Origin of the sequence: Kitasatospora sp. NPDC092286 (assembly GCF_044755565.1) — a bacterium.
GTDB lineage: Bacteria > Actinomycetota > Actinomycetes > Streptomycetales > Streptomycetaceae > Kitasatospora.
In genome coordinates this window covers 3,424-28,685 of the sequence record NZ_JBIVRD010000011.1, presented here as the reverse complement: position 1 = coordinate 28,685, position 25,262 = coordinate 3,424, and the positions used below count along the sequence as shown (strand labels likewise).

At 71.3% G+C, this 25,262-nt stretch carries 20 protein-coding genes, 4 tRNA genes and 1 pseudogene; 11 read left to right on the top strand and 14 right to left on the bottom strand.

What is annotated here, in order from left to right; all coding sequences use genetic code 11:
* Positions 1-10: 10 nt before the first annotated feature.
* Entirely contained in the window at positions 11-316 is a 306-nt protein-coding gene (locus ACIQIB_RS13390) for a DUF6087 family protein (protein ID WP_363605357.1), read from the bottom strand.
* Positions 317-541: 225 nt separating this feature from the next.
* Between ACIQIB_RS13390 and cutA the strand changes: the two genes are divergently transcribed.
* Positions 542-886, top strand: coding sequence for a divalent-cation tolerance protein CutA (cutA, locus tag ACIQIB_RS13385; RefSeq protein WP_363605359.1), 345 nt, complete (start codon positions 542-544; stop codon positions 884-886).
* Between the two features lie 20 nt (positions 887-906).
* On the opposite strand, the gene metG is transcribed toward cutA, so the two are convergent.
* Entirely contained in the window at positions 907-2,649 is a 1,743-nt protein-coding gene (gene metG / locus ACIQIB_RS13380; RefSeq protein WP_400757914.1) for a methionine--tRNA ligase, read from the bottom strand.
* Between the two features lie 556 nt (positions 2,650-3,205).
* Between metG and ACIQIB_RS13375 the strand changes: the two genes are divergently transcribed.
* Entirely contained in the window at positions 3,206-3,370 is a 165-nt protein-coding gene (locus tag ACIQIB_RS13375) for a hypothetical protein (protein WP_400757912.1), read from the top strand.
* A gap of 43 nt (positions 3,371-3,413) precedes the next feature.
* Here ACIQIB_RS13375 and ACIQIB_RS13370 read toward each other — a convergent pair whose 3' ends face one another.
* Together ACIQIB_RS13370 and ACIQIB_RS13365 are read right to left on the bottom strand one after the other, a co-directional pair.
* The gene (locus ACIQIB_RS13370; RefSeq protein WP_400757910.1) at positions 3,414-4,016 is read right to left on the bottom strand and encodes a GNAT family N-acetyltransferase; all 603 of its coding nucleotides are present in this window, start codon (positions 4,014-4,016) and stop codon (positions 3,414-3,416) included.
* A 138-nt stretch (positions 4,017-4,154) separates the two neighbouring features.
* A complete protein-coding gene (locus ACIQIB_RS13365) occupies positions 4,155-5,438 on the bottom strand; it encodes an adenylosuccinate synthase (protein WP_363605435.1) in 1,284 nt (427 codons plus the stop codon).
* Positions 5,439-5,564: 126 nt separating this feature from the next.
* Here ACIQIB_RS13365 and ACIQIB_RS13360 point away from each other — a divergent pair, with 126 nt between their 5' ends.
* The 3 genes from ACIQIB_RS13360 to purM all read left to right on the top strand — a co-directional run bounded on the left by ACIQIB_RS13360 (position 5,565) and on the right by purM (position 9,478).
* Positions 5,565-6,416, top strand: coding sequence for a diacylglycerol kinase family protein (locus tag ACIQIB_RS13360; protein ID WP_400757908.1), 852 nt, complete (start codon positions 5,565-5,567; stop codon positions 6,414-6,416).
* Between the two features lie 316 nt (positions 6,417-6,732).
* Positions 6,733-8,313 carry an amidophosphoribosyltransferase gene (gene purF, locus ACIQIB_RS13355; protein ID WP_363605438.1) on the top strand — a complete coding sequence of 527 codons (1,581 nt, stop codon included), beginning with the start codon at positions 6,733-6,735 and terminating at the stop codon, positions 8,311-8,313.
* A gap of 79 nt (positions 8,314-8,392) precedes the next feature.
* The gene (purM, locus tag ACIQIB_RS13350) at positions 8,393-9,478 is read left to right on the top strand and encodes a phosphoribosylformylglycinamidine cyclo-ligase (RefSeq protein ID WP_363605440.1); all 1,086 of its coding nucleotides are present in this window, start codon (positions 8,393-8,395) and stop codon (positions 9,476-9,478) included.
* 213 nt (positions 9,479-9,691) lie between these two features.
* On the opposite strand, the gene ACIQIB_RS13345 is transcribed toward purM, so the two are convergent.
* Both ACIQIB_RS13345 and ACIQIB_RS13340 read right to left on the bottom strand, forming a co-directional pair.
* Complete coding sequence (locus ACIQIB_RS13345) at positions 9,692-9,949, bottom strand: DUF3073 domain-containing protein (RefSeq protein ID WP_363605442.1); 258 nt, start codon at positions 9,947-9,949, stop codon at positions 9,692-9,694.
* Positions 9,950-10,330: 381 nt separating this feature from the next.
* Positions 10,331-11,491, bottom strand: a complete 1,161-nt coding sequence (locus ACIQIB_RS13340) for a Glu/Leu/Phe/Val dehydrogenase dimerization domain-containing protein (RefSeq protein ID WP_400657256.1) — start codon at positions 11,489-11,491, stop codon at positions 10,331-10,333.
* 198 nt (positions 11,492-11,689) lie between these two features.
* Here ACIQIB_RS13340 and ACIQIB_RS13335 point away from each other — a divergent pair, with 198 nt between their 5' ends.
* Both ACIQIB_RS13335 and bldC read left to right on the top strand, forming a co-directional pair.
* Positions 11,690-12,586 carry a hypothetical protein gene (locus tag ACIQIB_RS13335; RefSeq protein WP_363605444.1) on the top strand — a complete coding sequence of 299 codons (897 nt, stop codon included), beginning with the start codon at positions 11,690-11,692 and terminating at the stop codon, positions 12,584-12,586.
* A gap of 544 nt (positions 12,587-13,130) precedes the next feature.
* Positions 13,131-13,337, top strand: coding sequence for a developmental transcriptional regulator BldC (gene bldC / locus ACIQIB_RS13330; protein ID WP_014137253.1), 207 nt, complete (start codon positions 13,131-13,133; stop codon positions 13,335-13,337).
* Positions 13,338-13,720: 383 nt separating this feature from the next.
* Here the strand turns inward: bldC and ACIQIB_RS13325 are convergent.
* The 4 genes and pseudogenes from ACIQIB_RS13325 to ACIQIB_RS13310 form a co-directional block, all read right to left on the bottom strand.
* Positions 13,721-13,794 (bottom strand) — tRNA-Asp (locus tag ACIQIB_RS13325).
* A 106-nt stretch (positions 13,795-13,900) separates the two neighbouring features.
* Positions 13,901-17,887, bottom strand: a complete 3,987-nt coding sequence (gene hrpA / locus ACIQIB_RS13320) for an ATP-dependent RNA helicase HrpA (RefSeq protein ID WP_400757906.1) — start codon at positions 17,885-17,887, stop codon at positions 13,901-13,903.
* 168 nt (positions 17,888-18,055) lie between these two features.
* Entirely contained in the window at positions 18,056-18,406 is a 351-nt protein-coding gene (locus ACIQIB_RS13315) for an SgcJ/EcaC family oxidoreductase (protein WP_363605494.1), read from the bottom strand.
* 90 nt (positions 18,407-18,496) lie between these two features.
* Positions 18,497-18,763, bottom strand: a pseudogene (locus tag ACIQIB_RS13310) (muconolactone Delta-isomerase family protein); the annotation flags it as partial.
* Between the two features lie 207 nt (positions 18,764-18,970).
* On the opposite strand from ACIQIB_RS13310, the gene ACIQIB_RS13305 reads away from it, so the two are divergent.
* A complete protein-coding gene (locus tag ACIQIB_RS13305) occupies positions 18,971-20,251 on the top strand; it encodes an ATP-binding protein (RefSeq protein WP_400757904.1) in 1,281 nt (426 codons plus the stop codon).
* Positions 20,252-20,674: 423 nt separating this feature from the next.
* Here ACIQIB_RS13305 and ACIQIB_RS13300 read toward each other — a convergent pair.
* The 4 genes from ACIQIB_RS13300 to ACIQIB_RS13285 all read right to left on the bottom strand — a co-directional run bounded on the left by ACIQIB_RS13300 (position 20,675) and on the right by ACIQIB_RS13285 (position 21,436).
* Positions 20,675-20,748: transfer RNA gene (locus ACIQIB_RS13300), tRNA-Phe, on the bottom strand.
* A gap of 27 nt (positions 20,749-20,775) precedes the next feature.
* Positions 20,776-20,849: transfer RNA gene (locus tag ACIQIB_RS13295), tRNA-Asp, on the bottom strand.
* Between the two features lie 56 nt (positions 20,850-20,905).
* Positions 20,906-20,978 (bottom strand) — tRNA-Glu (locus ACIQIB_RS13290).
* A gap of 116 nt (positions 20,979-21,094) precedes the next feature.
* Positions 21,095-21,436 (bottom strand): metallopeptidase family protein, encoded by a 342-nt coding sequence (locus ACIQIB_RS13285; protein ID WP_363611053.1) that lies wholly within the window; start codon positions 21,434-21,436, stop codon positions 21,095-21,097.
* 70 nt (positions 21,437-21,506) lie between these two features.
* On the opposite strand from ACIQIB_RS13285, the gene ACIQIB_RS13280 reads away from it, so the two are divergent.
* From ACIQIB_RS13280 to ACIQIB_RS13270, 3 genes are all read left to right on the top strand, one after another.
* Complete coding sequence (locus ACIQIB_RS13280; protein ID WP_400757902.1) at positions 21,507-21,995, top strand: fluoride efflux transporter FluC; 489 nt, start codon at positions 21,507-21,509, stop codon at positions 21,993-21,995.
* Positions 21,992-22,366 (top strand): fluoride efflux transporter CrcB, encoded by a 375-nt coding sequence (gene crcB / locus ACIQIB_RS13275; protein ID WP_363611049.1) that lies wholly within the window; start codon positions 21,992-21,994, stop codon positions 22,364-22,366. The genes ACIQIB_RS13280 and crcB overlap by 4 nt, the downstream gene beginning before the upstream one ends.
* Positions 22,367-23,421: 1,055 nt before the next feature.
* Positions 23,422-25,262: DEAD/DEAH box helicase (locus tag ACIQIB_RS13270; protein WP_400657244.1), on the top strand; the 1,841-nt coding region annotated here is incomplete at its 3' end.

Sequence of the window (25,262 nt, the reverse complement as noted above, 5' to 3'; positions counted from 1 at the left end):
GCGCGCCCTGTCACGCCCGGCGGTGCCGCCCGGTCCCCTTCCGCAGCAGCGGCACGGGCGTGTCCGCCTGCGGGAAGGCCTCCGCCCGGTCGACCCTGGCGATCAGCGGGTACGCCTCCCCGTAGTTCTCCGCCACGGCGACCGGCTGCCACGCGAAGCCGTCCCACTCGACCACCAGCCGCGGCTCGTCCGCGAACACGTGCGCCCCGCGCGGCGGTCCGTCGGCCAGCGTGATGGCGTCCCTTGTCCCGGGCGTCCGCCGTCGCTTCGACCGTGCGGCGTACCACTCGGCCAGCGGCTCGTCCTCGGCGTCCATCGTGACCTCCTCGCGTTCGTCGGGCGGGGCCCGTCTCGCCGATGCCAGTGTCGCGGATGCCGGCCGGGCGGGACGATTCCACGAACGGGTGAAGACCGCGGGGCCGGCCGGCCGGTGGGCCGGTCGAGGCGGCGGGCGCGCCAGGGCGAATGACCCGTCAGACACCGCCGGAGGGCGTCGGGGTGAGGCCGCCGCACCCGGCGCGGCGGCGGTACTGTCCACCCCATGGCAGCTACCGACCACGCCGTCGTCGTGGTGACCACCAGCACCGAGACCGAGGACCAGGCCCGCGCCCTCGCCGCCGCCGTCGTGCGCGAGCGCCTGGCCGCCTGCGCCCAGATCCACCCGATCCAGTCGCTCTACCGGTGGGAGGGCACCGTCCGGGAGAGCCCCGAGTGGCGGGTCGACCTCAAGACCCGCGCCGACCTCGCCGACCGCCTCACCGCGTTCGTCGCCGAGCACCACGACTACGACGTCCCCGAGATCATCGTCGTGCCGGTGGTCGGCGGCGGCCCGGCCTACCTGGGCTGGGTCGCCGCCGAGACGGTCCCCGGGGAGGCCTCCGTCTGACCTTCTCCCGGGCCGGTGCGCTACTCGCCGCCGAACCGGGTGGTCCAGGCGGCCAGGTCCTCGTCCGTGATCTTGGCGAAGAGCACCGGCGGGACGGTGAAGGCGGTGCCGGCCGGCAGGAAGTCCAGCGCCCGGGCCTGCTCGGCGCTCACCCAGGCCGCGGTACGGGCCGGGGCGTCCTCGGCGAGCGCGAACGACTGCCGCATGGCCGCCGCCGCGGTCGGGATGAACGGCTCGGAGACCACCGCGTAGAGGTGGATCAGGTTCATCGCCGTGCGCAGGGTCAGCGCGGCGGCCTCCGGGTCGGTCTTCGCCTGGAGCCAGGGCGCCTTCTCGTCCAGGTAGGCGTTGCCCGCGCTCCACAGCGCGCGCAGACTCCGCGCGGCCTTGCGGAAGTTCAGCGCCTCCAGATCGCCCTCGTAGTCGGCCAGCAGCCCGGCGATCTGCGCGCCCAGCCGCTGCTCGGCCTCGCCCGGCTCGTGGCTGCCCGGTCCGTGGCCGCCCGGGACCGCGTCGCCGAACCGCTTGCGGCTGAACGACAGCACGCGGTTGACGAAGTTGCCGAGGGTGTCGGCCAGGTCCTTGTTCACCACCGAGGCGAAGAGGTCCCAGGTGAAGCTGGAATCGTCCGACTCCGGTGCGTGCGCCATCAGGAAGTAGCGCCAGTAGTCGGCCGGCAGCAGCTCCAGGGCGACGTCGGTGAAGATGCCCCGCTGCTGGCTGGTCGAGAACTTGCCCCCGTAGTAGGTGAGCCAGTTGAAGGCCTTGACGTAGTCGACCTTCTTCCACGGCTGCCGGGAGCCCAGGAGGGTCGCCGGGAACATCACCGTGTGGAACGGGACGTTGTCCTTCGCCATGAACTCCGTGTACCGGACGGTTCCGTCGGCCTCGTACCACCAGGACCGCCAGTCCCGGACCTCGCCGGCCGGGGCCGCGTCCGCCCACTCCCTGGTGGCGCCGATGTACTCGACCGGGGCGTCGAACCAGACGTAGAAGACCTTGCCCTCGGCCGCCAGCTCCGGCCAGGTGTCGGCGGGCACCGGGACGCCCCACTCCAGGTCACGGGTGATCGAGCGGTCCTGGAGGCCCTCGGTCAGCCACTTGCGGGCGATCGAGGAGGCGAGCACGGGCCAGCCGTCGCCGTTGGCCGCGATCCACGCCTCGACCTCGTCGGTCAGCTTCGACTGGAGCAGGAAGAGGTGCCTGGTCTCGCGGACCTCCAGGTCCGAGCTGCCGCTGATCGCGGAGCGCGGCTCCAGCAGGTCCGTGGGGTCGAGGACACGGGTGCAGTTCTCGCACTGGTCGCCGCGGGCCTTGTCGTAGCCGCAGTGCGGGCAGGTACCGACGATGTACCGGTCCGGCAGGAACCGCCCGTCGGCGATCGAGTACACCTGCCGGATCGCCCGCTCCTCGATGAAGCCGTTGGCGTGCAGCTCGCGGGCGATCTCCTGGGTGATCTCCCGGTTCTGCGGGGAGGAGCTGCGGCCGAAGAAGTCGAAGGACAGCCGGAAGCCGTCGTACACCGCCTTCTGCCGGTCGTGCGCCCGCGCGCAGAACTCCGCGACCGGCAGGCCCGCGTCCTGGGCGGCCAGCTCGGCCGGCGTCCCGTGCTCGTCGGTCGCGCAGATGTACAGCACCTCGTGGCCCCGCTGACGCAGATAGCGTGCGTAGACGTCCGCCGGGAGCATCGACCCGACCATGTTGCCCAGGTGCTTGATCCCGTTGATGTACGGAAGGGCGCTGGTGATCAGGTGCCGAGCCATCCTCGGATGCTCCGATTTCTCCCGCACGCACCCCACCCGGAGTGCCATGACGGGCGCAGGCTCTGGGGGCCGCGACGGGAACCCGACGCGTGGCCGGCTCCCGGGCCGCCGCACAGAGCGACGTTCCACTGTGGGCGGCCCGATCGTACCGAAACCGGCCCGTTCCCCTCCTCCCCATTTTCCGGGCCGGACCACCCGCGAAGCGCTTCGGCGGCTCAGCCCGTGTCCTCCCCGCAGGCAGGCAGGCGGGTCGGCAGTGGCTCCGAGTTCTGCTGAACCGCGCGGGCCTGACCTTTTCCGGCGCGGGAGTTCGCCGGCCGGCCCTGGGTTCCCACGCCTCAGCCACAGTGGCCGCTGTCGCCGCTCCGGCGCACGAGCTTGTCCGAGGGGACGGTCCGACGCGGCCCGTCCGGCTCGAACAGCGGGTGCACCACGGCCATCCCGCCTTCCTCGCTGACCAGTTCGACCAGCGCAGTTCCCTCAGGGCTTCAGGTGCCGACCGGTGGCCCTTGCGGTGAGCAAGGGGCCACCGGGGGAGGCTTGTCCAGGCGCGGAAGTGGTCGAACTCGCCGACCTGGACGCCGAGGACGAAGGCGGCCCACGGGGGGCCAGTGGCCGGGGCCTGGGCATCGTCGACGTGCTCGCCGAGGAGTGGGATGTCGAGCCCATCGGGCAGTACAGCAAGGCGATTTGGGCCGCCGCCGCAGCCGGCGTCCGGTGAACGGGCGGGTCGTCACCGGCTGGCCGACCTGGCTGGTCGGCGCTCAGCCGCGGGCGAGCCGTTCGACCAGCCGTGACTTCGCCGCCGGCCACTCCTCGGCCAGCAGCGAGTAGTAGGCGCTGTCGCGCCAACTCCCGTCCGGCCGCCGCCGTTCACGGCGGTGGACGCCCTCGAAGGCGGCCCCCAGCCGCAGGATCGCGCTGCGGGAGCGCTCGTTGAGCGCGTCCGTCTTCCAGAACACCCGGCCCATGCCCAGTTCCTCGAAGGCGTGGGTGAGCAGCAGCAGCTTGGACTCCGTGTTCACCGCCGTCCGCCAGACCGACCGGGCGTGCCAGGTGCCGCCGATCTCGACCAGCTCGTCGACGGCGCTGAAGGCGTAGTACCCGGTGATGCCGACGGCGCGGCCGGACGGGAGGTCGATGACGGCGAACTTCACCGCCCGCCCGGCGGCCACCTCGGCGAGCCGGATGTCGAGGATCGCGCCCAGCTCCTCCTCCGTCGTCGGGGCGCTGAACGGGATCCACCGCCAGACCTCCGGGTCCGCGCCCACACCGGCGAACAGCTCGGGCAGGTGGTGGCGCCCCAGGGGCTCCAGACGGACATGGCGGCCGGTCAGGGTGACGGGCGCGGGCAGCTTCGCGGTCATGGCCGCAAGGTAGCGCCACTCTGCACTAGATGCAATGGAATATTGGACTAGTGCAAAATTGCGCAACAGGCGGGAGGGGATGCGGAAGGGCCCTGCGGGACGCATCCCGCAGGGCCCTTCACACGACCGAAGGCAGGCCTAGATGAACGAGTTGATCTCGATCGTCTCGGTCCGGCCCGGGCCGACGCCGATGGCCGAGATCGGAGCGCCGGACATCTCCTCCAGCGCCTTCACGTACGCCTGGGCGTTCTTCGGCAGGTCGGCGAAGGTCTTCGCCTTGCTGATGTCCTCGGTCCAGCCCGGCAGCGTCTCGTAGATCGGCTTGGCGTGGTGGAAGTCCGACTGGTTGTACGGGAGCTCCTCGACGCGGCGGCCGTCGATCTCGTACGCGACGCAGACCGGGATCTGCTCCCAGCCGGTCAGCACGTCGAGCTTGGTGAGGAAGAAGTCGGTCAGGCCGTTGACCCGGGTCGCGTAGCGCGCGATGACCGCGTCGAACCAGCCGCAGCGGCGGTCACGGCCGGTGGTCACACCGCGCTCGCCGCCGATCCGGCGCAGCGCCTCGCCGTCGGCGTCCAGCAGCTCGGTCGGGAACGGGCCCGAGCCGACGCGGGTGGTGTACGCCTTCAGGATGCCGATGACCCGGTCGATCTTGGTCGGGCCGATGCCGGCGCCGGTGCAGGCGCCGCCCGCGGTCGGGTTCGACGAGGTGACGAAGGGGTACGTGCCGTGGTCGACGTCCAGCAGGGTGCCCTGGCCGCCCTCCAGCAGGACGACCTTGTTCGCCTTCAGCGCCTCGTCCAGGACCAGGGTGGTGTCGGCGAGGAACGGCTTGATCTTGTCCGCGTAGCCGAGGTACTCCTCCAGCACCAGCTCGGCCGGGATGGCGCGGCGGTTGTAGAGCTTGACCAGCAGCTGGTTCTTGTCGTGCAGCGCGGCTTCGATCTTCTGCTGCAGGATCGACTCGTCGAAGAGGTCCTGGACCCGGATGCCGACGCGGTTGATCTTGTCCGCGTAGGACGGGCCGATGCCGCGGCCGGTGGTGCCGATCCGGCGCTTGCCGAGGAAGCGCTCGGTGACCTTGTCCAGGGTGCGGTGGTACGGCGTGATCAGGTGGGCGTTGCCCGAGATCAGCAGCTTGGAGGTGTCGATGCCGCGCTCGTCGAGACCCTTGAGTTCGGAGAGCAGCACGCCCGGGTCGATGACGACGCCGTTACCGATCACCGGCGTCACATTCGGGCTGAGGATGCCGGAAGGCAGGAGGTGCAGGGCATACTTCTGATCGCCGATGACCACCGTGTGACCGGCGTTGTTGCCGCCCTGGTAGCGAACGACGTAGTCGACGGAGCCACCGAGGAGGTCGGTCGCCTTCCCCTTGCCCTCGTCTCCCCACTGAGCGCCAACGAGCACGAGTGCCGGCACAGGCGTACACCCCTTCCGGTTGGGGCATCCTGCGTAGGCCGCAGTCTGCCCCGAGATAGACGAAGCCCCTGGCGCAATAGCGCAAGGGGCTCTTGCACCGAGAGATTACCTGAGGAAGGACCGGTCGTGTCGTCCCTGTCCACGCCTGCAACCGGCGGCCCCGAGCCGCTCCTGCTGCTCCTCGACCCGGCGGCCCGGCAGTCCGACGGCGAGTCGGTGCGGATCGCGAAGGACGTCCTCTGCGGAGGTGCGGACGTCAAGGTGGCCTATCCGGAGAGCCCGTCCGAGCTCGACCGGGTGCTTTCGCACCGGGGTCGCCGCCGACCGGTGGTGATCGGATCCGACCTTGCGCTGCAACGGGTGCTCCAGGCCCTCTACCGCCAGCGTGAGCTGGGGACGGACCCGGTGGGCATGGTCCCGGTCGGGCGGGCGAACGAGCTGACGGCGGCCCGCGCGCTCGGCGTGCCGGGTGCGCCGGTCCCGGCCGCGCGGGCGGTGCTCTCGGGCGCGCCGCGCAAGCTTGACCTGCTGGTGGACGACGGTGGCGGGGTCGCGCTCGGCGGGGTCCGGATCTCCGGGAGCGGGGTGCGTCGAATGGTCGGCCGTACGGGTGGTTGGCGTTCGCTATGGGCGAAACTGGCTGCGGCCGAGCAGGCGAGTCCACTCACCTCCGAGAACGGCAAGAACGACCACAGCTCCCGGATCCGGGTCGAGGCGGACGGACGGCTGCTCGCGGACGTCCACCGGCCGGTCCGGCTGGTCCAGGTGACCCTGCCGGGCGGCGAGGCGGCCGGCGCGGGCGTGATGGAGGTCGTGGTCCGTGCGCCGGGCGCACTGGTGCGCACCCGGGCGGCGACCGTCTCGGTGGCCGGACGGGGCTTCGGCTACGAGGCGGACGGCCACCCGGTCGGCCCGGTCCGGACCCGCACCTGGACGGTCCACCCGGGCGCCTGGGGCCTGCTGCTGCCGGCCGTGTGAGCGGGGCGGGCACCCGTGAGCGGTGCGGGCGCCGGGGGCCGTGAGCCCGGCGCCCCCCGCGAGCGGTGCGCACCGGGTGCCCCGGCGTCCCGGGTGAGCAGGCTCACGTTCGCCGCCGCCCGCCACCGGGCGGTCCGTGCACGGAATGCCCCAACGGGCGCGAACCGCAAGGCCAAGCGGCCCCTCGGCGAATTCCCGGACCCTCAATTACGCGTTGGGTAAGGGGTTTCGTCTACGCGCGTTACTGAACGTTCGGCCAACAATCCGCGCCTCCCTGGTTCCGGAAGCCCGCGCCAACTGCCCTAGACTCGAAGGCGTGCCACGTGGTGACGGAAGACTCAACCACGATCTTCTTCCCGGTGAGAAAGGCCCCCAGGACGCTTGCGGCGTCTTCGGTGTCTGGGCTCCCGGCGAGGAGGTCGCCAAGCTCACGTTCTTCGGCCTTTACGCCCTGCAGCACCGCGGTCAGGAATCCGCGGGCATCGCAGTGAGCAACGGCTCCCAGATTCTCGTCTTCAAGGACATGGGGCTCGTTTCCCAGGTCTTCGACGAGGCCTCCCTGGGGTCGTTGCACGGGCATATCGCCGTCGGACACGCCCGCTACTCGACCACCGGTTCCTCGGTCTGGGAGAACGCCCAGCCGACCTTCCGGGCGACCGTTCACGGTTCGCTGGCCCTCGGGCACAACGGAAACCTGGTGAACACCGCCGAACTGGCGGCCATGGTCGCCGAACTGCCCGGTGAGGAGCACGTCTCCCGCTCGGGCCGGGCCGCCGCGACCAACGACACCGACCTGGTGACCGCGCTGCTCGCCGGCCACCCGGACCTCTCCATAGAGGAGACGGCCAAGCTCGTCCTGCCCAAGGTCAAGGGCGCGTTCTCGCTCGTCTTCATGGACGAGCACACGCTCTACGCCGCCCGCGACCCGCAGGGCATCCGCCCGCTGGTCCTCGGCCGGCTGGAGCGCGGCTGGGTGGTCGCCTCCGAGACGGCGGCGCTCGACATCTGCGGCGCCTCCTTCATCCGCGAGGTCGAGCCCGGCGAGCTGATCGCCATCGACGAGAACGGCATGCGGACCTCCCGCTTCGCCGAGGCCAAGCCCAAGGGCTGCGTCTTCGAGTACGTCTACCTGGCCCGCCCCGACACCTCCATCGCCGGCCGCAACGTGCACCTCTCCCGCGTGGAGATGGGCCGCAAGCTGGCCGCCGAGGCGCCCGTCGAGGCCGACCTGGTGATAGCGACCCCGGAGTCCGGTACTCCGGCCGCCATCGGCTACGCCGAGGCCAGCGGCATCCCGTACGGCTCCGGCCTGGTGAAGAACGCCTATGTGGGCCGTACCTTCATCCAGCCCAGCCAGACCATCCGCCAGCTCGGCATCCGCCTCAAGCTCAACCCGCTGAAGGAAGTCATCGCGGGCAAGCGCCTGGTCGTGGTCGACGACTCGATCGTGCGCGGCAACACCCAGCGCGCGCTGGTCCGGATGCTGCGCGAGGCCGGCGCGGCCGAGGTGCACATCCGGATCTCCTCGCCGCCGGTGAAGTGGCCGTGCTTCTTCGGCATCGACTTCGCCACCCGCGCGGAGCTGATCGCCAACGGGATGACCGTCGAGGAGATCGGCCGCACGCTCGGCGCCGACTCGCTCGCCTACATCTCGATCGACGGCATGATCGAAGCCACCAAGCAGCCGAAGGACCGGCTCTGCCGGGCCTGCTTCGACGGCGAGTACCCGATGGAGCTGCCCGACCCGGCGCTGCTCGGGAAACTCCTGCTGGAGGCCGAGATCAAGGGCGGCCAGCAGCCGCCGGCGGTCCGCGGCAAGCCGACCGGCAGCGATCTGGACGGTGTCCAGTCCCTGCTCGGCGGAGCGGGCGCGGCCGACGCCCTGCGCCGCCCCTAGCAAGCCCGATGGTGGGGTCCCGGAACCGGGGCCCCACCGCTGTTCCATCCCCCCACTGACCCGAAAGGGCCGCACCGCAGTGACCACGAACCAGAACGGCGCCACCTACGCCGCCGCCGGCGTCGACATCGAGGCGGGCGACCGCGCCGTCGAGCTCATGAAGCAGTGGGTGAAGAAGGCGAGCCGCCCCGAGGTGGTCGGCGGCCTCGGCGGCTTCGCCGGGCTCTTCGACGCGTCCGCCTTCAAGCGCTACGAGCGGCCGCTGCTGGCCTCGGCCACCGACGGTGTGGGGACCAAGGTCGCCATCGCCGCCGCCATGGACAAGCACGACACCATCGGCCACGACCTGGTCGGCATGGTCGTCGACGACCTGGTGGTGTGCGGTGCCGAGCCGCTGTTCATGACCGACTACATCTGCGTCGGCAAGGTCGTGCCCGAGCGGGTCGCCGCGATCGTCAAGGGCATCGCCGAGGGCTGTGCGCTGGCCGGCTGCGCCCTGGTCGGCGGGGAGACCGCCGAGCACCCGGGTCTGCTCGGCCCGGACGAGTACGACGTCGCGGGCGCGGGCACCGGCGTGGTCGAGGCGGACGCGCTGCTGGGCGCGGACCGGGTCCGGGCCGGCGACGTGGTGATCGCGATGGCCGCCTCCGGCCTGCACTCCAACGGCTACTCGCTGGTCCGCCACGTGCTGCTGAACGAGGCCGGCTGGAAGCTGGACCGCAAGGTCGAGGAGTTCGGCCGCACCCTCGGCGAGGAGCTGCTGGAGCCGACCCGGATCTACTCGCTGGACTGCCTGGCGCTCACCCGCGCCACCGAGATCCACGCCTTCTCGCACGTCACCGGCGGCGGCCTGGCGGCCAACCTGGCCCGGGTCATCCCGGAGGGCCTGCACGCCCGCCTGGACCGCGGCACCTGGACCCCGCTGCCGGTGTTCCAGACCGTCGCCCAGGTCGGCAAGGTGGCCACCCTGGAGATCGAGAAGACGCTCAACATGGGCGTCGGCATGGTCGCGGTCGTCCCGCCGCACTCGGTGGACGTCGTGCTGTCGGTCCTGGAGGACCGCGGCGTCGAGTCCTGGCTGCTCGGTGACATCGTCGAGCGCGCGGACGGGCACGAGGGCGGCGCGGCGCTCTACAACGCGTACGAGGGCTTCACGGCGGGCTGAGCAGGCCGCCGGATACCCGAAGAGCCCCTCCGGTACCGGAGGGGCTCTTCCCGTCGGGGGCGGACCGCCGGTCCGGCGCCGGACCGGCGAGCCCGGGACGCCCGGTGCGACGGTCCGGCGGAACGGTCACGGAACAACCCGCGGAACGGCCGCGGGGACGCCGAAAACCGGCCCGGCGCTCTGAGCGCCAGGGCCGGTCAGGCCAGACTGTGACTACGCGCGGCGGCGGGCCTGGGATGGCCCGGTACCCGACTCGGTGTCGTCGTCCTCGTCGTCGTCGGCGTAGCGAGCCGCGTATTCCGCGTAGGGGTCGTCGTCCTCTTCTTCTTCGATCGGCTCTGGCTCGATCGAAGCGGTAGAGGGCGATACGCCCAGCTCGTTGGACAGACGATTGGCGTCAAACCCGCCGCTGTTGTACTTCAGCTCGCGGGCGACCTTCGTCTGCTTGGCCTTGGCCCGGCCGCGCCCCATGGGTCGACCCCCTCAACGATGGGGCTCACGGCCCCGAGTCTGACACGTGTTCATGATCAGGAGCGGCCTGCCCGAATGGGGAGAACCGTCCCTTGGAGCATTAACGGTACCTGTTTCTGCCGCTGGACGGTACGTCGTCAGTGTGACGTGGCGCGCACCTGCCGCACCCGCGACCAGGTCGTCCCAGGTCAGGGGAGGTATTGCGGCGTTTTGCGCGCTGTCCGTAGGTATCTCAGGTCCGTCGTTCCCGGATCGATTATCCCCCCAAGGGGGGCGTTGGATCACCCGATCGGGCGCAGAAGTGAGAATCCGGTTCCACATTGTGATGCGCGGGGGACGGAAGGGACCGTCCCCCGCGCACCGGGGTCACGTGAGCGGGCGTCAGCCCCGGCGGGAAGCCGGCAGCAGGACCGAGCGCAGCGCGCTGATCTCCCGCATCCGCTTCTCCGCCAGGCGGTCGGCGGCGACGGCCGGCGGGACGCCGTCGGCGGTGGCCCGGGTGAAGATCTCCAGAGTGGTGTCGAAGATCTTGGTGGCCTTGTTCTTGGCCCGCTCGAAGTTGAAGCCGTCGATCTCGTCGGCGACCTGGATCACGCCGCCGGAGTTCACCAGGTAGTCCGGGGCGTAGAGGATGCCGCGGTCGGCGAGGTCCTTCTCGACGCCGGGGTGGGCCAGCTGGTTGTTGGCCGCGCCGCAGACGACCGCGGTGCCGAGCTCGCCGAGGGCGGCCACGGTGTCGTCGGTGAGCGCGCCGCCGAGGGCACAGGGGGCGTAGACGTCCAGGCTGGCCCGGAGCAGGGCGGCGGTGTCCGCGACGACCTCCACCTCCGGGTGGGCGGCGCGGACGCGGTTGACGGCGGCCTCGGCGACATCGGTGATGACGACGGTGGCGCCGTCCGCGACCAGGTGGCCGACCAGGTAGTGGCCGACCTTGCCGACGCCCGCGACGCCGACCCGCTTGCCGCGCAGCGTCGGCTGGCCCCAGCGGGCCTGGGCGGTGGCGCGCATGCCCTGGAAGACGCCGAAGGCGGTCAGGATGGAGGAGTCGCCGGCGCCGCCGTGCTCGGGGGAACGGCCCGTCACGAACTCGGTCTCGCGCGCGATGACGTCCATGTCCTGGACGTAGGTGCCCACGTCGCACGCGGTGATGTAGCGGCCGCGCAGCGACTGCACGAAGCGGCCGTAGGCGCGGAGCATCGCCTCGTTCTTGTCCTTGCCGGGATCGCCGATGATGACGGCCTTGCCGCCGCCGAGGTCGAGCCCGGCGAGCGCGTTCTTGTAGGACATGCCGCGCGAGAGGTTCAGCGCGTCCTCCAGTGCCGCCTCCTCGGAGGCGTACGGGAAGAAGCGGGTGCCGCCGAGGGCCGGGCCCAGCGCGGTGGAGTGGATCGCGATGATCGCCTTGAGGCCGGAGCTGCGGTCGTGGCAGAGAACGACCTGCTCGTGGCCGTCGCCGGGGACGCCGTCCTGTTCGGTACGGAAGATCCTGCCGAGCACGCCGGGTGCGGGGTACGTGGCGGATGCGGTCTGTACGTCGGTCACTGTGGTGACTCCAGTATCCGAGGCCCGCTGCTGTGGTGCGGGCGCCTAGGGCGAAGCGTAGTCGTGGGGGCGCCGCCGATCCGCCCTCTTGTCCGAGCTTGCCCAGGTTGTCCGAGGAGTGAGACGGGGGCATGGGGAGAGGGGCGGCGAACGGTTCCCGGCCCGCGCCCTCCCGGGCGGAGGGTGGCGCGTGCGACGATGCAGAACGTGACCGTCGTACGCACCTCCGTACTTCCGCCCTACGCCGCCCACCTGCGGGTCTACGAGCCGCTGGCCGCCTACCCGGAGCCCGACCGCACACGCTGGCAGGTCTATGCGGCGGAGCACGGCCCGGACGCGGCGGCGGCGGAGCGGCCGGTGGCGGCGGCGGTGCTGGAGGAGCAGCGGGAGGCCCTGGCGGAGCTGGTCGGCCGCACGCCCCGGGCGCTGCCGGAGCGGGAGAGCGAGCGGGCCTTCGTCCGGGCCCTGGACGGGGTGCTGTACGTCTGCCCGTGGGCGACCAGGCTGCGCAGCTGGCAGGCGCTGGAGGAACTGCGGTCGGGGGCGCCGGTGGCGCTGGTGGACACCGCGCTGCCGCCGGCGACCCGGGAGGCCGCGGAGGCGGACCGGGAGCGCTGGCGGGCCGAGCACCCGGACGCCCGGCCGTGGATCCTGACCAGCCGGTGGGAGGTGCCGGTGCGGTGGTTCCTGCCGTTCGGGGAGGAGGACCGCTGCTTCGTTCCGGCCGTGGAGGGGGAGGAAGAGGAGGGGGCGGCGACACTGTTCTATCTGACGCCGATGGCGCAGGCGCGCCGGCGGGTGGCCCGGGCGTACCGGGCGCTGCGCGAGGCGGTGCCGGAGGGGGAGCTGGTGCGGGGGGCGGAACAGGTGGGCCGGTGGCTGGAGGAGTTCCATCCGCGTTCGCTGGTGGAGCTGGACTACGGGGGGCTGGTGCATCTGCTGGGGCCCGAGCGGCTGCTGGCGGACCGTTCGGCGGGGGAGCTGGAGGGCGGGCTGCGCGCGCTGCGGGCGGGGGACATGACGGAGGCGCTGCGGGCGTACGAGGAGCTGACGGCGCGCTGGCGGCGGGTGCTGGCGCTGCGGTACGCGAACTGAGCGGTCCGGGCCGGTCCGGGCCGGCCCGGTCGAGGAGACGTCATCGCTGGCCGGGCCCAGTGTCGGTGGTACTTGTAAGACTGTAAGAGTCCTACGGCCTGAGCGTTATGACCAAGGTCCTGGTTCGGGTCAATAGCTATCGAACGTGACACTACTCACCGTTGACGCGAACTCACCCCTATGTGCAAAAATGGGACAACCAGCCCAACTTCACGTGAGCGTGCCCACTTTTGGGTGGTTCTGGAGTCGATGCGTGCTTTGCGGGGAAACGGAGGGTCTGGTCCCCTCGTAACCGGATGTCGCGATAGCGTGACCGTCCGTTATGGGGTGGTCCATCGCCATCCGTCGGCCTTGAACCCGTGAGGGGTCAATTTTGGCGGTTTGGTCGATAGGGCTGGACGGATGGTGTAGTTGTAGACACCAGGACAAGCCGTTCGTCCTATAACCGACTCGGCCCGTCTATGCCATTTCGGGCATCGCGGGCCAAGGTGCAGAATTTGAAGGATAGAACCGCCCTGGTTCGGTTCTCCCGAGGAGGCCGCTCATGACCGCTCGTACCCCTGATGCTGAGCCGCTGCTGACGCCGGCAGAGGTTGCCACCATGTTCCGCGTAGACCCGAAGACGGTCACCCGCTGGGCCAAGGCGGGCAAGCTGACATCCATTCGCACGCTTGGCGGGCACCGCCGTTATCGCGAGGCGGAGGTGCGTGCTCTGCTGGCCGGCATTCCGGCTCAGCGCACCGAAGCCTGATAGGCCAAAGGCTCTTTAAAGGGGCTGCTAACCGGACTCCGCCGGGTCCGGTAAGCGGCCCCTTTGCCATGCCCGGAGGGCGGTCCGGACGCCCGGCCGGATGTGTCCGGCGGGTTCCGCTCCGACCGGTCGGAATGTTGAACTCCGGATAACGATTTGATGGTTATGAGGTGGGGGGGATTTACTGGTAATGGATGTGCAATTTTATATATTAAATTAGTGCCCGTGCGGAGGGGGTGTCGGCTGCCCGGTTTCAGGGAAAGATAAGTGACGACCATCACACGCACGGTCACTTGTGGTCTAGACCTAGTGCGAGGTAATGCGCTGCGCGGTGAAACGCGAGAGGCCCGGAACCAATACGGTTCCGGGCCTCTCGGCTACGGCGATCCCGACGGGACTTGAACCCGCGACCTCCACCTTGACAGGGTGGCGAGCTAACCAACTGCTCCACGGGACCAGAGTGTTCTGATCTCGTTCACTCGCTTGCTGCGCTGCGAACAAGACAGATCGTAGCCCATGGTGGGCCCCCAGGTCGAACTGGCTCCTGAGGGCCCCCGCCCAGCTCAGAGAGCGGCCCGGGCCGCCTCCATCGCCTTCATGATCCGCTTCTCCGAGACGGGCGTCGGCGTGCCGAGCGCCTGGGCGAAGAAACTGACCCGCAGCTCCTCGATCATCCACCGGATCGACCGCAGCTCCGGGGACGGCTGCTGCCCGGCCGGGACGGCCGCCAGCAGCTCCCCGTAGGCCTGCTGCACCTGCTGGACCTTCAGCAGCTGCTGGGCGTCCCGCTGCGGGTGGTTGGGCAGTGCCTCCAGCCGGCGGTCCACCGCCAGCAGATAGCGCTTGAGGTCCGGCAGCCGCTGCCAGCCGGTGGCCGTGACGAAGCCGGGGTACACCAGCGAGGCCAGATGCAGCCGGATGTCGTTCACGGCGTTCAGCAGCACCGGGCTGCTCACCGACTTCAGCCGGGTCGACGCCTTGTGGAAGGCGATCAGGGCGGTGGCCGTCTTCAGCGTGGTGTCCGCCGAGAGGTCGTACAGATCGGCCCGCACCTTGTCGTGCAGCTTGCCGAAGGCCGCCTCGTCCCAGGCCGGGCCGCCGGCCAGGGTCATCAGCCGGTCGGTGGCGCAGGCGACGACGTCCTCGAACAGCGCCGGGATCGAGCCGTGCGGGTTGTAGGAGAGCGCCAGCTTCGCCTGGTTGCCCAGCCGGCCCTGGATCGACTTGGCGGGGGAGTTGGTGGTCAGCGTCAGCAGCCGCCGGGTGCCCTCCCACATCGCCTGGGCCTGCGCCTGCGGGGTGTCGAACAGCTTGATGCCGACGGCCTCGCGCTCGTCCACCAGCGCCGGGTAGGCGCGCAGCGAGTGGCCGCGCGAGCGCTGCTCGAAGGTGCGCTGGAGCACCGGCAGCGAGGCCGGCCAGGCGGTCAGCCCGCTCTGCTCGATGCCCTGGCCGGAGGCGGCCGAGGAGAGCGTCTCCTTCAGCTTGGGCTTCAGCAGCAGCCGCAGTTCCTCGAGGTCCTTGGACTCGGCGAGCTTCTTGCGGCCGTCCACCACCCGGAAGGTCACCCTGAGGTGGTCGGGCACCCGCTCGTCGTCCCAGGCCTCGGGCGGTACGGTGACCGCCGTCAGCCGCTTGAGGACGTGCTCCAGGGTCGGCAGCAGCGGCTCCTGCCGGTCCTTCACCTGGCGCAGCGCGGCCTTCGCGAAGTCCGGGGCCGGGACGAAGTTGCGCCGGATCGCCTTGGGCAGCGCCCGGATGTAGGCGGTGACCAGCTCCTCGCGCAGGCCAGGGATCTGCCAGTCGAAGCCCTCGGCGGTGACCTGGTTGAGCACCGGGAGCGGGATGTGGACGGTCACGCCGTCCGCGTCGCTGCCCGGCTCGAACTGGTAGGTCAGCTTGAAGCGGAGCTTGCCCTGCTGCCAGTAGTCCGGGTAGTCCGCCTCGGTGACGCCGTCCGCCGAGTCGTTGATCAGCATCGACTTCTCGAAGTTGAGCAGGTCCGGCTGCTCGTGCCGGGCCTTCTTCCACCAGGAGTCGAAGTGCCGGGTGGAGACGATGTCGTCCGGCAGCCGGCTGTCGTAGAAGTCGAACAGGGTCTGGTCGTCGACCATGATGTCCCGGCGGCGGGCCCGGTTCTCGAGCTCCTCGACCTCGCTCAGCAGCTTGCGGTTCTCGGCGAAGAACTTGTGGTGGGTCTCCCAGTCGCCCTCGACCAGCGCGTTGCGGATGAACAGCTCGCGGCAGAGCTCGGGGTCGATCCGGCCGTAGTTGATCTTCCGCTGGGCGACGACCGGCATCCCGTAGAGGGTCACCTTCTCGTACGCCAGCACCGCGCCGGCCTTCTTCTCCCAGTGCGGTTCGCTGTAGCTGCGCTTGATCAGGTGGCCGGCCAGCGGCTCCACCCACTCGGGCTCGATCTTCGCGTTGATCCGGGCCCAGAGCCGGGAGGTCTCGACCAGCTCGGCGGACATCACCCAGCGCGGGGGCTTCTTGAACAGGCCGGAGCCGGGGAAGACGGCGAACCGGGCGCCGCGCGCGCCGCCGTACTCGCGCTTCTCCACGTCGTACAGGCCGATGTGCGAGAGCAGACCGGCCAGCAGGGACTGGTGGATCCGGTCGGCGTCCGGCTCGGCGTCCGGGTGCGGCTCCTCGATCGTCACGCCCAGCTGCCTGGCGACGGTGCGCAGCTGGGAGTAGATGTCCTGCCACTCCCGTATCCGAAGGTAGTTCAGGAACTCCGCCTTGCACATCCGGCGGAAGGCGGAGGAGGAGAGCTCCTTCTGCTGCTCCCTCACATAGCGCCACATGGCGAGATAGGCGAGGAAGTCGGAGGTCTCCGAGGCGAAGCGGCGGTGGCGGTCGTCGGCGGCCTGGCGCTTCTCGGTGGGGCGTTCGCGCGGGTCCTGGATGGAGAGCGCGGCGGCGATCACCATGACGTCGCGGACGCAGCCGTTCTTGTCGGCCTCCAGCACCATCCGGGCCATCCGCGGGTCCACCGGGAGCTGGGCCAGCTGGCGGCCCAGCGGGGTGAGGCGCTTGCGGACGTCCTGCTCGGCCGGGTCGAGGGCGCCGAGCTCGTGCAGGAGGTTGACGCCGTCCTTGATGTTGCGGGAGTCCGGCGGGTCCAGGAACGGGAAGGCGGCGATGTCGCCGAGGCCGGCGGCGGTCATCTGGAGGATGACCGAGGCCAGGTTGGTGCGCAGGATCTCGGCGTCGGTGAACTCAGGGCGGGCGAGGAAGTCCTCCTCCGAGTACAGCCGGATGCAGATGCCGTCCGAGGTACGGCCGCAGCGGCCCTTGCGCTGGTTGGCGCTGGCCTGGCTGACCGCCTCGATCGGCAGCCGCTGCACCTTGGTGCGGTGGCTGTAGCGGGAGATGCGGGCGGTGCCCGGGTCGATCACGTACTTGATGCCCGGGACGGTGAGGGAGGTCTCGGCGACGTTGGTGGCGAGCACGATCCGGCGGCTGCTGGAACGCTGGAACACCTTGTGCTGCTCGGCCGAGCTCAGCCGGGCGTAGAGCGGGAGGACCTCGGTGAACTTCAGTTTCAGTTTGTTGAGCGCGTCGGCGGTGTCGCGGATCTCGCGCTCGCCGGAGAGGAAGACCAGGATGTCGCCCGGGCCCTCGGCCTGGAGTTCCTCGGCGGCGTCGCAGATCGCCTGGATCTGGTCGCGGTCGCGGTCCACGTCGGAGGCCTCGTCGGCGTCGTCCGTCTCGTCGACGATCGGGCGGTAGCGGACCTCGACCGGGTAGGTGCGGCCGGACACCTCGACGATCGGGGCATCGCCGAAGTGGCGGGCGAAGCGCTCGGGGTCGATGGTCGCCGAGGTGATGACGACCTTGAGGTCCGGGCGGCGGGGGAGCAGCTGCTTGACGTACCCGAGGATGAAGTCGATGTTGAGGCTGCGCTCGTGCGCCTCGTCGATGATCAGGGTGTCGTACTGGCGCAGCTCGCGGTCGGTCTGGATCTCCGCGAGCAGGATGCCGTCGGTCATCAGCTTGACCAGGGTGTCCTGGCCCACCTGGTCGGTGAACCGGACCTTCCAGCCGACCGCCTCGCCGAGCGGGGTGCGCAACTCCTCGGCGACGCGCTCGGCCACGGTACGGGCGGCGATCCGGCGGGGCTGGGTGTGGCCGACCAGGCCCTTGACGCCGCGGCCCAGCTCCAGGCAGATCTTCGGGATCTGGGTGGTCTTGCCGGAGCCGGTCTCGCCCGCCACGATCACCACCTGGTGGTCGCGGATGGCCGCCAGGATCTCGTCCTTCTTCTGGCTGACCGGCAGCTCCGCCGGGTAGGTGATCTCCGGTACGGCGGCGCGGCGCTGCTCCACCAGCAGCTCGGCCCGGTCGATGTCGGCGGCGATCTCGGCGGTGATCTTCTGCTGGGCGTCGGGCTTGCGGACCCGCCGGGCGCCCTCCAGCCGGCGCCCGATCCGTACCTGGTCGCGCAGGGTCAGCTCGGGCAGACGGGCGGCCAGCTCGCCGATGCCGAGGCCCACGATGGGCGCGTTGGCGGACTGGACTGCGGGAGAACTCACTGCGGGCATCCCTCTAGGTTCGCAAGGAGGTGCGGCGGCGCGCACCTCAGTTTTCGAGCTCCTCCAGTGTCACAGCCGGTGGCGGAGAAGTGCGAACCCCGGGCGGGCGGGGCGCGCGAGCCACCCGGAGGCGTGCGGTACGGCGGCGCGCCGGGCCGTGCAACGGAACCGACGGATTCAGGGCCGGTCGAGGCGGGACACCTGGTAGTGGCCGATGAACCAGCCGCCCTCCGCCGCGCGCCGCACCAGCACGCCGAGGCGGACGCCCAGCGTGGGCCGGTCGGTGAACGAGAAGTCGACGTCCAGGTAGCCGAGCACGAGATCGTCGGCGAGCCGTCTGGTCTCCAGAATCCGGTACTCGGCCGTCATCCCGAGGGGCTGGGAGTCGTAGTAGTCGGCGACGCCCTGCCTCCCGACGCTGTAGGGGTGCAGCCCCTGGAAGATCGCGTCCTCGGTGAAGCAGGCGGCGACCCGTTGCGGTTCGTGCGCGTCGACGGCGGCCTTCCAGCGGTCGAGGACGCCGCGCAGGACCGCTTCGGGGCCGGCCGTGCCGCTGGTGGCCGTCGGAGTGTGCTCCTGGGCCGGTCCGGGCGCCGGGCGGCCCGGGTCGCTCGGGTGCGGGGACAGCGCCGTCACCGTGTCGTGCCGCCACACCCGCAGCGGCATCGACGCCAGCATCTGCTCCAACCGCTCGGCGTCGTCCGCGCTGAACAGCCCCCAGGTGCGCCACTCACCCGGGGCGAGCGGCGGCCGCCAGAGGCGCAGCAGGCTTCCCCGCGCGGCCAGTTCCCGCGCCCGCACCGACTCCCGGGTCCGGATCTCCGCCACCTCCTCCTCGGAGGTGCCCTCCGGAACAGCGGTCACCATGTCGACCAGGAACTCCATGCGTGGCTCTCCTCATCACGGCAGCCCCCTCCGACACCGCAGACCCTAACGCCGGAACCGGACCGCCCGGCGGTCACACCCGGGCACGGCGCGGCTCGGTGCGGTGACGGCCTCCACCGCCACCGTGCCGGGCGCGTCGGGGTGCGCCGGGCGGGCGGCGGGCCGGCGGGGGAGAATGGAGCCTCCGGATCCGGGCAGGTGGTGACGATGCCAGCGTGGCGTCTGCGCGACTATCACGACGACGACCTGGACCAGGCGATCCAGATCTGGGACCAGACCCGCCAGGCCGACGACGGGGATCCGGCGTTCTCCGTCTCCGAGGCGATGGCCGCGGGCCAGTCCGGCCGGACGGCGGTGGTCGCGGTGGTCGGCGACGAACTGGCCGGCATGGTGGCGGCGCAGGCGAACGGTGAGCGGGCGTGGATCCTGCTCGTGGCACTGGCGTCCCGGTGGCGCAACCGGGGGATCGGCAGCGCCCTGCTCGCCGAGCTGGGAAAGCGGCTGCGGGCACTGGGCGTGCGCCGGATCGGCGCCCTGCTGCCGGCCTCCGCCACCGGCGCGAAGGCCCTGGAGAACTCCGGCTACCTGCCGCGCGACGGCCTCACCTACTACGAACGGCTGGAGCCGCCCGAAACCGCCAACGCCGACGTGATCGCGAGCCTGGGCGGACTGATGCTGCCCCCGGGCCGCTGGGAGGCGATGGCGGGCATGGAGCGGGAGAAGCAGGTCGTCGAACGCCGGATCGTGCTGCCGCTGACGGAACCCGCGCTGGCCGACCGCTACGGCGTCGCGCCACCGAAGGCGGCCATTCTCTTCGGCCCGCCCGGCACCGGGAAGACCAGCTTCGCCAAGGCCGTCGCCTCCCGGCTGAACTGGCCGTTCGTGGAGCTGTTCCCGTCCCGGCTGGCGGCCGACACCGATGACGGCCTGGCCGCCGCGCTGCGGGACGCCTTCGCCGAACTCGCCGGGCTGGACGCGGTGCTGGTGTTCATCGACGAGGTCGAGGAGATCGCCGGGACACGCTCGGGCCACGCCGTCGACGCCAGCCACGGGGTGACCAACGAACTGCTCAAGCTCATCCCCGGTTTCCGCGAGCACGACGCCCGGCTGCTGATCTGCGCCACCAACTCCGTACGCTCCCTCGACCAGGCCTTCCTGCGCCCGGGCCGCTTCGACTACGTCATCCCGATCGGGCCGCCGAATCCGGCGGCCCGGAAGGCGATCTGGGTCCGGTACCTCGGGGCGTCCGCCGAGGCGGTGGACGTGGACGAACTGGTGCGGGCCAGCGAGCTGTTCACCCCGGCCGACATCGAGTTCGCCGCCCGCAAGGGCGCGCAGACGGCGTTCGAACGCGAGGTCGTCCACCGCCGTGGCGAGCCGGCCACCACCGAGGACTATCTCACCGCGGTCGCCGACACCCGGCCGACCCTCACCGCCCAGGCGATCCAGGAGTTCACCGAGGACATCGAGACCCGCAGCCGCCTCTGACCCCGCCGGGCCGACCGGCGGGGCCCCACCGCCTCGTGGCCGGAGCCGGGTGGTGTCCTCCCGGTTCGGTCCTGGCGATGCCGCCGATTCACTGCGCTCGGTGGGGTGAAGACCGCACAGAGCCTCGCGGCCTCGCTTGCCGACCGCGATCCAGCCGACGAGGCCTCGGACCTGTTCGACAGTGGGTGGCCGCTCGCGTTCCATCGGCGCTTCCTGCCTGCCTTGGGCCTGACGGATTCCGTCATCGAGGACCGGCGCGCCGCCCTTCCCGAGGCGGAGAAGAACGACCTTCTGCTGCGCCTTGCACGTACTTGCTGCGGGGGAGGGGAGCGTGGCCATCCGCTGTCCCGGTGGCGCCGAACAGCACAAAAAAGATGCCCCGAAGCGAATCGCTTCGGGGCATCTTGCCTTTTCAGGCCTTTGTGGCCAGGGCCGGGGTCGAACCGGCGACCTTCCGCTTTTCAGGCGGACGCTCGTACCAACTGAGCTACCTGGCCGTACTGCACCGTCTCTTGCGAGACGAGCGATCCCGACGGGACTTGAACCCGCGACCTCCACCTTGACAGGGTGGCGAGCTAACCAACTGCTCCACGGGACCTTGTGTGGTGTGACACCACTAGGTCTTGCGGTACTGCACTGTACTACGGTACTGCGTGCCCCCAACGGGATTCGAACCCGTGCTACCGCCTTGAAAGGGCGGCGTCCTGGGCCACTAGACGATGAGGGCTTGCGGCCTGTCCCGCTGTTTCCAGCGCTCGGGGACGTCGAGAAGCATATGGGATGTCGGGCGGATCGCCAAAACGGGTTTCGGCCAGGTGGGGCGAGGGTCCCGGGGCGGGGCGGTCAGGACCAGCCGAGCTCGTCGAGCTCGTGGTCGTCGAAGCCGAAGTGGTGGGCGACCTCGTGGATCACCGTGGTGCGGACCTCGTCGACCACCTGCTCACGGGTCTCGCACTGCCGCAGGGTCGGGCCCCGGTAGACGAGGATCCGATCGGGCAGGACGCCCGCGTACCACTCGCCGCGCTCGGTGAGCGGGGTGCCCTCGTAGAGGCCGAGGAGTTCCGGGTCGGCGGGGTCGGGCTCGTCCTCGACGAACACCGCCACGTTGTCCATCATCGCCGCGAGCTGCGGGGGAATCTGATCGAGGGCGTCACTGACCAGCATCTCGAACTCTTCCCGGGTCATCTCCACCGGATCATTGTCGGGTCTGCGGTGACGGTGTGCCAGGTGGCCGGGGCCGGTGTTTGATGGGCCCATGGCGACCTCGGACGACACGGCGAGGGCGCGGCCCGGGGCGGTGGCACCACGCCGGCCCCCGGTGCTGCGCGGGCAGGGGCCGGTGGTGGCGGTGGTCGCGGCGGGCGGGGCGCTCGGCGCGTCGGCCCGGTACGGGGCCGCGCTGCTCTGGCCGAACGGGCCGGCGCAGTTCCCGTGGACCACGCTGGTGGTGAACGTGCTCGGCTGCGCGGTGATCGGCGTCTTCCTGGTGGCGATCACCGAGGGACGGCCCGCGCATCCGCTGCTGCGGCCGTTCTTCGGGACCGGGGTGCTGGGCGGGTTCACCACGTTCTCCACGTACGCGGTGGACATCCGGCGGCTGGTCGGGGAGGGGCGTCCGGGGGTCGGGCTGGCGTACCTGGGGCTGACGCTGCTGGCGGCGCTGGCCGCGGTGTGGGCGGCGGCCGCCGTGACGCGCCGTCTGATCCGGCGGGGCACGGGGGAGCCGCGAGGGGAGCAGGGGTGAACTGGCTGCTGGTGGTGGCCGGAGCGGTGGTCGGCGCGCCGCTGCGGTACCTGACCGACCGGGCGGTGCAGGCCCGGCACGACTCGGCGTTCCCGTGGGGCACCTTCGCCGTGAACGTGGCCGGCAGCCTGGTGCTCGGGCTGGTGGCGGGCGCGGTGGCGGCGGGCGCGGCGTCCTCGCACGTCCAGCTGCTGCTCGGCACCGGGTTCTGCGGGGCGCTGACCACGTACTCGACCTTCTCGTACGAGACGCTGCGGCTGGTCGAGGGCGGGGCCGGCGGTTACGCGCTCGCCAATGTGGCGGGCAGCGTGGTGGCGGGCCTGGCGGCGGTGTACGCGGGGACGGGGCTGGCCTCGGCACTCTGGGGGTAGGGCCCGGCCGGGGAGGGGGCCGGGGCGTCGGCGTTGCGCCGGGTGGATGGTGTCCGCCGCTTCCTGCCGCGCTGCCCGTGTCCCGGTGGCCCGCGCGCGCGTTGGGCACCGAAAGTGGCCGTGCGCAGCGGGCGGCCGGGTGGGGCGTAGAGAGGGAGCTCGGTGGTTTCGGTGCGGGAGGTGGCGGTCCGGCGGACGGATCCGCGGGCGACGGCCGTCCGGACAGGTGTGGTGCGGGTCGCGGCGGCGCTGGCGGCGGCCGGGCTGGGACTGACCGGGTGCATGTCGGTGGGGTCGGGTGCGGACGAGAAGCGCGGCGCGGTGCCGGTCGGGGCGGTCGGGGCGTCCGGCAAGCCCACCGGCGGGGCGTCGGCCACGCCGGGTGCCGTCGGTCACCAGGGCGGTGCCTCGGGGCGTGCGGAGCGTCCCGGGGGCTTGCAGGGCGCGAACGCGCCGGGCGTGAGCCTGGCCCCGATGTCCGGCGATGGGGCGCCCGGCGTGAACGGCGCTCCCATCGATGCGGCGCCCGTACCGGACGCCGCCCCGGGTGGGGCCGCGCCCGGCGCGAACGGCGCGGCCGGGGGCGTGAGTGCCAGTCCTCCACCTCATCCGGGGGCCGGTTCGGCAGCCGGCGGGTCGACCGGCGGTGCGGGCGGCTCAGACGGCACGGGCGGCGGCACCGGCGAGGGGCGGTCCGGCGGCGGTACGGCGAGCACCCCGGCGGCGAGCCCGACCGGGGGGCCCGCCACGCCGCCCGGCGCCGGGCACACCTCGCCCGCCTCGACCGTCCCACCGGGGCCGGGGCCGTCGCCCAGCAGCTCCGGATCCTCGGCCCCGAGCCCTGGCGCGGGTGGGCACTAATGGTCTGGCCAGGGCATTTGCCTCTGATCCCCAGGTTCGTCTATGGTGGTAGATCGTTCGTTTGATTCATTTGACTGGCGCCCTATCCCCATCTGGCGCCCTTGGCGCGTTCCGGCGATCCGTGGCTGACCGCATAGAGGCGGTTGTGAAACAGAACCCGGACTTTGGCGCGTGCCACTTCCGGAAGGTTTTGCATGTCTCTCGTTGACGACGCCCGCTTCGCCATGCCTGCGAGCGAGTCCGCCGCCGATGTCACCACCGAATCCACCACCGACGCGGTCGAGGTCGAGCTGATCGACGACGCCGCCGAGGCCACCGACGCCGCCGAGGTCGAGACCGACGAGGTCGCGGCCGAGGAGGACGCCGAGCCCACCCTCACCTTCGGCGACCTGGGCCTGCACGACGACGTCGTGCGTGCCCTCGCCAAGCGCGGTGTCACCACCCCGTTCCCGATCCAGGCCGCGACCATCCCGGACGCCCTGGCCGGCAAGGACGTCCTGGGCCGCGGCCGCACCGGCTCCGGCAAGACCCTCAGCTTCGGCCTGCCGCTGCTGACCCGCCTCGCCGACGGCGAGCGCACCAAGCCCAAGCACCCGCGCGGCCTGATCCTCGTCCCGACCCGCGAGCTGGCGATGCAGGTCGCCGACGCCCTGGAGCCGTTCGGCTCGGTGCTCGGCCTCAAGCTGAAGGTCGTCTGCGGCGGCACCTCGATGTCGAACCAGATCTACGCGCTGGAGCGCGGCGTCGACATCCTCGTCGCCACCCCCGGCCGTCTGCGGGACCTGATCAACCGTGGCAGCGCCAAGCTCGCGGACGTCCGGACCGTCGTGCTCGACGAGGCCGACCAGATGGCCGACATGGGCTTCCTGCCCGAGGTCACCGAGATCCTCGACCAGGTGCCGGCCGGCGGCCAGCGCCTGCTGTTCTCCGCCACCCTGGAGAACGAGATCGACACCCTGGTCAAGCGCTACCTGAAGAACCCGGTCACCCACGAGGTCGACCCGTCGGCCGGCGCGGTCACCACCATGACCCACCACATCCTCGTGGTGAAGCCCAAGGACAAGGCGCCGATCACCAACGCGATCGCCGCCCGCAAGGGCCGCACGATCATCTTCGTCCGCACCCAGATGGGCGCCGACCGCGTCGCCGAGCAGCTCATCGAGGCCGGCGTGAAGGCCGACGCGCTGCACGGCGGCATGACCCAGGGCGCCCGTACCCGCGTCCTCGGCGACTTCAAGGACGGCTACGTCAACGTCGTCGTCGCCACCGACGTCGCCGCCCGCGGCATCCACGTCGACGGCATCGACCTGGTCCTCAACGTGGACCCGGCCGGCGACCACAAGGACTACCTGCACCGCTCCGGCCGCACCGCGCGGGCCGGCCGCTCCGGCGCCGTCGTCACCCTGGTGCTGCCGCACCAGCGCCGTGGCGTCTTCCGCCTGATGGAGGACGCGGGCGTCGACGCCTCGCGTCACATCCTCGACCACGCCTTCGACGCCGAGGTCGCCAAGATCACCGGCGCCCGTTCGCTGATCGAGGTCCAGGCCGAGAGCGCGGCCGGCATCGCCGGTGCCGCCGAGCGCGAGCTCGCCGACATGACCCGCCAGCTGGAGCGCGCGCAGCGCCGCGCCACCGAGCTGCGCGAGGAGGCCGACCGCCTGTCCGCGCGTGCCGCGCGCGAGCGGGCCGAGCTGGGCATCGAGGACGAGGCGCCGGCCGCCGAGACCACCGAGGCCACGGACGAGGCGGCCGCCGCCGCGCCGGTGGCGACGGAGGAGCGCACCCCCGCGTACCGCGAGGCCCGCAACGAGCGTCCGTCGTTCAACCGCGACCGTGACCGCGATGACCGTGGTGGTCGTTCGGGTGGTTTCGACCGCGAGCGTTCCGGTGGCTTCAACCGTGACCGTGACGACCGTGGTGGCCGTTCGGGTGGCTTCAACCGTGACCGCGATGACCGTGGTGGTCGTTCGGGTGGTTTCGACCGCGAGCGTTCCGGTGGCTTCAACCGTGACCGTGACGACCGTGGTGGCCGTTC

Excerpts from the sequence above, each read along its gene's own strand:
- ACIQIB_RS13390 (WP_363605357.1), bottom strand. The coding sequence starts at position 316 with ATGGACGCCGAGGACGAGCCGCTGGCCGAGTGGTACGCCGCACGGTCG.
- cutA (WP_363605359.1), top strand. The coding sequence starts at position 542 with ATGGCAGCTACCGACCACGCCGTCGTCGTGGTGACCACCAGCACCGAG.
- metG (WP_400757914.1), bottom strand. The coding sequence starts at position 2,649 with ATGGCTCGGCACCTGATCACCAGCGCCCTTCCGTACATCAACGGGATC.
- ACIQIB_RS13370 (WP_400757910.1), bottom strand. The coding sequence starts at position 4,016 with ATGACCGCGAAGCTGCCCGCGCCCGTCACCCTGACCGGCCGCCATGTC.
- ACIQIB_RS13345 (WP_363605442.1), bottom strand. The coding sequence starts at position 9,949 with ATGGGGCGCGGCCGGGCCAAGGCCAAGCAGACGAAGGTCGCCCGCGAG.
- ACIQIB_RS13335 (WP_363605444.1), top strand. The coding sequence starts at position 11,690 with ATGCAGAACGTGACCGTCGTACGCACCTCCGTACTTCCGCCCTACGCC.
- bldC (WP_014137253.1), top strand. The coding sequence starts at position 13,131 with ATGACCGCTCGTACCCCTGATGCTGAGCCGCTGCTGACGCCGGCAGAG.
- hrpA (WP_400757906.1), bottom strand. The coding sequence starts at position 17,887 with ATGCCCGCAGTGAGTTCTCCCGCAGTCCAGTCCGCCAACGCGCCCATC.
- ACIQIB_RS13305 (WP_400757904.1), top strand. The coding sequence starts at position 18,971 with ATGCCAGCGTGGCGTCTGCGCGACTATCACGACGACGACCTGGACCAG.
- ACIQIB_RS13285 (WP_363611053.1), bottom strand. The coding sequence starts at position 21,436 with ATGACCCGGGAAGAGTTCGAGATGCTGGTCAGTGACGCCCTCGATCAG.
- ACIQIB_RS13280 (WP_400757902.1), top strand. The coding sequence starts at position 21,507 with ATGGCGACCTCGGACGACACGGCGAGGGCGCGGCCCGGGGCGGTGGCA.